General features: G+C 73.7%; 6 protein-coding genes and 1 pseudogene. 4 read left to right on the forward strand and 3 right to left on the reverse strand.

Annotated features, from left to right (window positions below):
- Both G3I53_RS31290 and G3I53_RS31295 read right to left on the reverse strand, forming a co-directional pair.
- Nucleotides 1-192: pseudogene (locus G3I53_RS31290) on the reverse strand (hypothetical protein); the annotation flags it as partial.
- A gap of 7 nt (nucleotides 193-199) precedes the next feature.
- Nucleotides 200-1,066 carry a hypothetical protein gene (locus G3I53_RS31295; RefSeq protein WP_164333579.1) on the reverse strand — a complete coding sequence of 289 codons (867 nt, stop codon included), beginning with the start codon at nucleotides 1,064-1,066 and terminating at the stop codon, nucleotides 200-202.
- Between the two features lie 95 nt (nucleotides 1,067-1,161).
- Here G3I53_RS31295 and G3I53_RS31300 point away from each other — a divergent pair, with 95 nt between their 5' ends.
- From G3I53_RS31300 to ilvD, 4 genes are all read left to right on the forward strand, one after another.
- Nucleotides 1,162-2,106, forward strand: a complete 945-nt coding sequence (locus G3I53_RS31300) for a Ppx/GppA phosphatase family protein (protein WP_164333578.1) — start codon at nucleotides 1,162-1,164, stop codon at nucleotides 2,104-2,106.
- Between the two features lie 155 nt (nucleotides 2,107-2,261).
- On the forward strand, nucleotides 2,262-3,104 hold the full coding sequence (locus G3I53_RS31305) for a sugar phosphate isomerase/epimerase (protein WP_164337954.1): 843 nt from the start codon (nucleotides 2,262-2,264) through the stop codon (nucleotides 3,102-3,104).
- A complete protein-coding gene (locus G3I53_RS31310; protein WP_164337955.1) occupies nucleotides 3,101-3,748 on the forward strand; it encodes a TetR family transcriptional regulator in 648 nt (215 codons plus the stop codon). The genes G3I53_RS31305 and G3I53_RS31310 overlap by 4 nt, the downstream gene beginning before the upstream one ends.
- Before the next feature lie 179 nt (nucleotides 3,749-3,927).
- The gene (gene ilvD / locus G3I53_RS31315; protein ID WP_164337956.1) at nucleotides 3,928-5,781 is read left to right on the forward strand and encodes a dihydroxy-acid dehydratase; all 1,854 of its coding nucleotides are present in this window, start codon (nucleotides 3,928-3,930) and stop codon (nucleotides 5,779-5,781) included.
- An 88-nt stretch (nucleotides 5,782-5,869) separates the two neighbouring features.
- On the opposite strand, the gene G3I53_RS31320 is transcribed toward ilvD, so the two are convergent.
- On the reverse strand, nucleotides 5,870-7,024 hold a 1,155-nt coding region (locus G3I53_RS31320; RefSeq protein WP_164439008.1), incomplete at its 5' end, for a PQQ-binding-like beta-propeller repeat protein.

A 7,024-nucleotide genomic window follows, 5' to 3' on the forward strand; every position in this document is an offset into this window, starting at 1 on the left:
CACCGAGCCGGACCCCACGCCGACGACACCCACCGAGCCCACGCCGAGCGGCCCGCCGCCGACCACCGATCCGGAGCCGTCGCCGGACGACCCCGCGCCCACCGCACCGGCGGACTCCTCGCCCCCGGGCCCGGGCGGCAGCGGGGACCCGAGCCCGTCCACGTCGTAGGCCGCCTCCCCGGAGGCGGTCACGGCCGCGTCAGGCGGGGTCCGCCGGGTGCGGCGCCAGCAGCGGCAGCTGCGACGCCAGCCGTGCCTCGCACAGCTCGGCCAGCCGGTCGTAACCGGCCTTGCCCATCAGCTCGGTCAGCTCCGCCCGGTAGGAGACGTAGACCGGCTCGCCCGCGCCGTGCGCCGACGTCGCCGACGTGCACCACCAGTGCAGGTCGTGGCCGCCAGGACCCCAGCCGCGGCGGTCGTACTCCCCGATCGACACCTGGAGCACGCGCGTGTCGTCGGGCCGGTCGATCCAGTCGTAGGTGCGCCGGATCGGCAGCTGCCAGCACACGTCCGGCTTGGTCTCCAGCGGTTCGCGGCCCTCCTTGACGGCGAGGATGTGCAGCGAGCAGCCCATGCCGCCGGAGAAGCCCGGCCGGTTCTGGAAGATGCACGACCCCTGGAACGGGCGGGTCTGGCGCTCGCCGTCCTCGTCCTGGGAGACCCACCCGCGCCGGGTGCCCTCCTCGTGGTGCTGCCAGATGTCCGGAGTGAGCCTCGCCACATGCTCGGCGACGCGCTTCTCGTCGTCCTCGTCCGAGAAATGGGCACCCAGGGAGCAGCACCCGTCGTCCGCGCGGCCGGCCTGGATGCCCTGGCAGCCGCTGCCGAAGATGCAGTTCCAGCGAGAAGTCAGCCATGTCAGGTCGCAGCGGAAGACCTGCTCGTCGTCCGCCGGATCAGGGAACTCCACCCACGCGCGCGCGAAGTCCAGACCCTGCTCGTCGGCCGCCCGGTGATCCGCCGGAGATTCCTCCGCCGCGTCCGCCCGCGCGGACGTCTCGACCGGTTCGACCTTCCTGGCCTTCTTGTCCGACTTCTTGTCCTTCGCCTTTTTCGTCTTTGGCACGGGTCCAGGGTATGCCGCCCGCGGAGTCGACCGGGACCGGCCCGTATCCGGCGGACCGGGCAACACGGCGCGCCGCGGGCAGTAGCGTTCCGTACATGAGACTTGGTGTCCTCGACGTGGGGTCGAACACGGTGCACCTGCTGGTGGTGGACGCGCACCCCGGCGCCTGCCCGCTGCCCGCCCACTCCCACAAGGCCGAACTCCGACTGGCCCAGCTCCTCGACGGCGACGGGGCGATCGGCCCCCAGGGGATGGACAGACTGGTCTCGGTGATCCGGGAGGCGCTGGACGCGGCCGAGGACAAAGGCGTCGAGGAACTGCTCCCCTTCGCTACCTCCGCGGTGCGCGACGCGGGCAACGCCGACGACGTGCTCGCCCGGGTGCGTGCCGAGACGGACGTGGAACTCCAGGTGCTCAGCGGCGAGGAGGAGGCGCGGCTCACCTTCCTCGCCGCGCGCCGCTGGTTCGGCTGGTCCGCCGGGAAGCTCCTGGTCATCGACATCGGCGGGGGATCCCTGGAGATCGCCTACGGCATGGACGAGGAGCCGGATGCCGCGGTGTCGCTGCCGCTGGGCGCCGGCCGCCTCACGGCCGCCTGGCTCCCCGGGGACCCGCCCGACGCGGACGAGGTGCGCGCGCTGCGCCGCCACGTGCGCACCGAGATCGCGCGTACCGTCGGCGAGTTCAGCCGGTTCGGCCGCCCCGACCACGTCGTGGCCACCTCCAAGACGTTCAAGCAGCTCGCCCGCATCGGGGGCGCCCCCGCCTCCGCCGAGGGCCTCTACGTGCAGCGGGAGCTGAAGCGGCAGTCCCTGGAGAGCTGGGTGCCCCGGCTCGCCGCCATGACGGAGGAGGAACGCGCCGAACTCCCCGGCGTCTCCGAGGGGCGCGCGGGCCAGCTGCTGGCCGGGGCGCTGGTCGCGGAGGCGTCGATGGACCTGTTCGGCGTGGAACGGCTGGAGGTCTGCCCGTGGGCCCTGCGCGAGGGCGTGATCCTGCGCCGCCTGGACCACATGGACGGCGGCGTCCGGCGGGCCTGAGGGGGCCGGCGGGCGCGAGGGGCCGGGCAGGGCGGAGCGGCGGGGAGCGGGGCCGAGCGCCGGGCGCCGTCGCGGCCGCACGTGCCTATGGCAAACACCACAACGGCGAAGGCAGGCCCCCCGCCTGCCCAACCGCACCCCGTACCCTGTCCCTCGTGGCAGATCCAACGGTGCGCGTCCCGGCTGCGAAGGTCGCACTGTCGACGGCCTCCGTGTACCCGGAGTCGACGGCGACGGCCTTCGAGATCGCCGCGCGGCTCGGTTACGACGGTGTCGAGGTCATGGTGTGGACCGACCCCGTCAGCCAGGACATCGAGGCCCTGCGCAGGCTCAGCGACTATCACCGCGTGCCCGTCCTGGCCGTGCACGCCCCGTGCCTGCTCATCACGCAGCGGGTCTGGTCGACCGACCCGTGGACCAAGCTCCAGCGGGCCCGGTCCGCCGCAGAGCGGCTCGGTGCCGACACCGTCGTCGTCCATCCCCCGTTCCGCTGGCAGCGGCAGTACGCCCGCGACTTCGTCGAGGGGATCTGGCGCATGGCCGACGAGACGGACGTGCGGTTCGCCGTGGAGAACATGTACCCCTGGCGCTACCGCGACCGCGAGATGCTCGCCTACGCGCCCGACTGGGACGTCACCCGCGACGACTACCGGCACTTCACCATCGACCTCAGTCACGCCTCGACCGCCCGCGCCGACGCGCTCGGCATGCTCGACCGCATGGGCGACCGCCTGGGCCACGTCCACCTGGCCGACGGCCGGGGCTCGGCCAAGGACGAGCACCTGGTGCCCGGCCGCGGCAACCAGCCGTGCGCCGAGGTGCTGGAGCGCCTCGCGCTGACCGGCTTCGACGGCCATGTCGTCATCGAGGTCAACACCCGGCGCGCGATGTCCGGCGCCGAGCGGGAGGCCGACCTGGCGGAGGCGCTGGAGTTCACCCGCCGCCACCTCGCCGCGTCGTCCCCCGCCTCGCCCGCGCTCCGGGTGCCGCGGCCGTGAACGGTCTCGCCGCCCCCGGCGGCCGAGGGGCGTCCGAGTCGCGCGACGGCACCGTACGGCGTCGCGGCCGGCCGCCGCGCACGGAGTCCGTGGGCACCCGTGACCGGATCCTCCGCGCCGCCCGCGAGGAGTTCTCCGAACGCGGGTACGAGAAGACCTCCGTCCGCGGGATCGCCAAGGCGGCCGGTGTGGACTCCGCGCTCGTCCACCACTACTTCGGCACCAAGGAGCAGGTGTTCGAGGCGGCCGTCGAGGTCGCCTTCGCGCCCGCCCTCATGGCCCGGGACAGCGTGCTCGACGGTCCGCTCGACGAGGTCGGCGAGAAGATGACCCGCATGATCCTCGGCCTGTGGGAGAACCCGGTGACCCGGACCCCGCTGCTCGCGATCGTCCGCTCCGCCGTGAACAACGAGACCGCCGCCGCCGTCTTCCGCCGCCTGGTCTCCACCCAGCTCCTGCGCCGGATCGCGGGCCAGCTGGACCTGCCGGACGCCGAACTGCGCGCCGAGCTGGCCGCCGCGCAGCTGGTGGGCATCGCGATGATCCGCTACGTGATCAAGGTGGAGCCGCTGGCGTCGGCGGACCCCGAGCAGATCGTCCGCCGGGTCGCCCCCGTCGTCCAGGGGCACCTCACCGGCCCCTGACGGCCGGACCGGCCCCGGGGCACCGCCGCGGACCGGTGCCGGCGCACTGAGACACCGGTCTCGCATATCGGACACCTCGTCCCGAACCCTGGATGACCGGCGTACGCTCGACGGAAGTCAGCATTCTCTGACTCCGGAACCCCCCGGCACCCGAGAAGGTCCTGAAGGAGCGAGCGACGATGCCCGAGCTGAGGTCCCGCACAGTCACCCACGGCCGCAACATGGCGGGCGCCCGCGCCCTCATGCGGGCCTCCGGTGTACCGGGCGCGGACATCGGCCGCAAGCCGATCATCGCCGTCGCCAACAGCTTCACGGAGTTCGTCCCCGGCCACACCCACCTCGCCCCGGTCGGCCGGATCGTCAGCGAGGCGGTCGTCGCGGCGGGCGGCATCCCGCGCGAGTTCAACACCATCGCCGTCGACGACGGCATCGCCATGGGCCACGGCGGCATGCTGTACTCCCTGCCCTCCCGGGACCTGATCGCGGACAGCGTCGAGTACATGGTCGAGGCCCACTGCGCCGACGCCCTGATCTGCATCTCCAACTGCGACAAGATCACCCCGGGCATGCTCAACGCGGCCCTGCGCCTGAACATCCCCACGGTCTTCGTCTCCGGCGGCCCGATGGAGTCCGGCCGGGCCACGCTCGTCGACGGCACGGTCCGCACGCTCGACCTGGTCGACGCGATGTCGGAAGCGGTCAACGACAAGATCTCCGACGAGGACATCCTCCGCATCGAGGAGAACGCCTGCCCCACCTGCGGTTCCTGTTCGGGCATGTTCACCGCCAACTCGATGAACTGCCTGACCGAGGCCATCGGCCTGTCCCTGCCGGGCAACGGCTCGGTCCTCGCCACCCACACCGCCCGCAAGGACCTGTACGTCCGCGCGGCCGAGACGGTCCTGGACCTCACCCGCCGCTACTACGAGCAGGACGACGACTCGGTCCTGCCCCGCAGCATCGCCACCCCCGCGGCCTTCGAGAACGCCATGGCGCTCGACATCGCGATGGGCGGCTCCACCAACACGATCCTGCACCTGCTGGCCGCCGCCCAGGAGGCGGAGGTCGCCTACGGCCTCACCGAGATGGACGCCCTCTCGCGCCGCGTCCCCTGCCTGGCGAAGGTCGCGCCCAACGTCGCGGGGGACCGCACGTACTACATGGAGGACGTGCACCGGGCGGGTGGCATCCCGGCCCTCCTCGGCGAACTGCACCGCGCGGGCCTGCTCAACGAGGACGTCCACTCCGTCCACAGCCCGTCCCTGGCCGACTGGCTGAAGACCTGGGACGTCCGTGCCGGTTCCCCGTCCGCCGAGGCCGTGGAACTCTGGCACGCGGCCCCCGGCTGCAAGCGCTCCGCCGAGGCCTTCTCCCAGTCCGAGCGCTGGGACTCCCTGGACGTGGACGCCGAGGGCGGCTGCATCCGCTCCGTCGAGCACGCCTACTCCAAGGACGGCGGCCTCGCCGTCCTGCGCGGCAACCTCGCCGTGGACGGCTGCGTCGTCAAGACGGCCGGCGTCGACGAGTCCATCTGGACCTTCGAGGGCCCGGCGGTCGTCTGCGAGTCGCAGGAGGAGGCCGTCCAGAAGATCCTCACCCAGCAGGTCGAGGAGGGCGACGTCGTCGTCATCCGCTACGAGGGCCCCAAGGGCGGCCCCGGCATGCAGGAGATGCTCTACCCGACCTCGTACCTCAAGGGCCGCGGCCTCGGGAAGACCTGCGCGCTGATCACCGACGGCCGCTTCTCGGGCGGCACCTCCGGCCTGTCCATCGGCCACGCCTCCCCGGAGGCCGCCTCGGGCGGCACGATCGCCCTGGTCGAGGACGGCGACCGGATCCGCATCGACATCCCCGCCCGCTCGATCGAGCTGCTCGTGGACGACGCCGAGCTGGCCCGCCGCGAGCAGGCGCTGAACGGCACGTACGCCCCGAAGAACCGCGACCGCAAGGTCTCGGCGGCGCTGAAGGCGTACGCGGCGATGGCCACCAGCGCCGACAAGGGCGCCGTCCGCGACGTGAGCAAGCTGGGCTGACCGTCACCGGGCCCGCCAGGGGCCCGGCGAGCGAGCCGACCGCCACAGGGCCGCTTCCGCACACCGCGGGAGCGGCCCTTCGGTCAGGTCACCAGGCGGCCGGGTCGCTCCCCGGTACACCGAACACAGTCCCGTCGGGTGCGCCGGCGTAGACGTGACCGCCCGCGAGCACCGGCTCGGGCAGTGCGGCGGGGACCCGGTCGGAGTCGTCGCCGAGCCGCGGCCGGGTCTGCCCGAGCAGCTTCCCGGTGCGGGCGTCGACGCCCAGCAGCCGCCCGTCGGGCGCCGTCACGTACACATGGCGTCCGTCGGCGACGGGCCGGGAGCCCCGGCTCACCCCCGTCTCCAGCCGCCACAGCTCCTTCCCCGCCGCCATGTCGACGGCCACCAGGGAACCGCCCCCGCCCATCAGGTACACGGTGTCCCCGTGCACCCCGGCCTCCGCCTGCCCGACCGGCACGGTCAGCGTCACCCGGCGGCTGTTCTTGTCCGCGCTGCCGGGCGTGTAGCGGACCACGCCCGTCGCGTCGCCGTCGACCGCGCCCCCGACGAGCAGGTACACCGACCCGTCCGCGGCGCCCACGGGCGTCAGCGAGCCGGCGAGCTCCGCGTCCCACCGCACGTCACCCGTCGCCGGATCCACCGCGGTGATCCGGGTCCCGCGCCCGTCCGCGGACGGGCTCGTCGCGTACGCCGACGGCTCGTCGGCCTCTCCCGCGAACGACGAGAAGTACGGGACGGCCTGTCCCGGCACACGGCGTGACCACGCGGTGCGGCCCGTGGCACCGTCCACGCCCGTCACCGTCCCGTCGGCGCGGGTCAGCAGGAGCATGTCCCCGGCCGCCCGCACCCCCTCGTACGCGGGAGCGTCCCGGTGCCACGCCCGCCGGCCGGTGGCCGGGTCCAGCGCCTCCAGGTCACCGATGCGGTCGAGGGAGGGGTGGACGAGCCCGCCCGCCACTGCCGGGGGTTCACTGCGGGGCGTCCGGGGCAGGTCGTGCCGCCACAGGGTGCGGCCGTCGGCCGGGTCCAGGGCCACGACCCGTCCGCGCAGCGCGCACAGCAGCCGCTCCTGCCGGTACGAGCACTGCGGCATGCCGCCGCGCCGGACGGGCGCCGTCTCCCACGCCCCGAAGCCGGCCGGCGTGCTCTGCGCTGCGGTGGTCCGGCGGGCCGGCTGCGTGTCGTCGCCGGTCAGCTGAGCCGCCGTCAGGCCGCCGAGCACGGTGAGGCAGAGCGCCCC

The sequence above is a fragment of the Streptomyces sp. SID14436 genome (assembly GCF_010548465.1).
Lineage (GTDB): Bacteria > Actinomycetota > Actinomycetes > Streptomycetales > Streptomycetaceae > Streptomyces.

Excerpts from the sequence above, each read along its gene's own strand:
- ilvD (WP_164337956.1), top strand. The coding sequence starts at position 3,928 with ATGCCCGAGCTGAGGTCCCGCACAGTCACCCACGGCCGCAACATGGCG.
- G3I53_RS31300 (WP_164333578.1), top strand. The coding sequence starts at position 1,162 with ATGAGACTTGGTGTCCTCGACGTGGGGTCGAACACGGTGCACCTGCTG.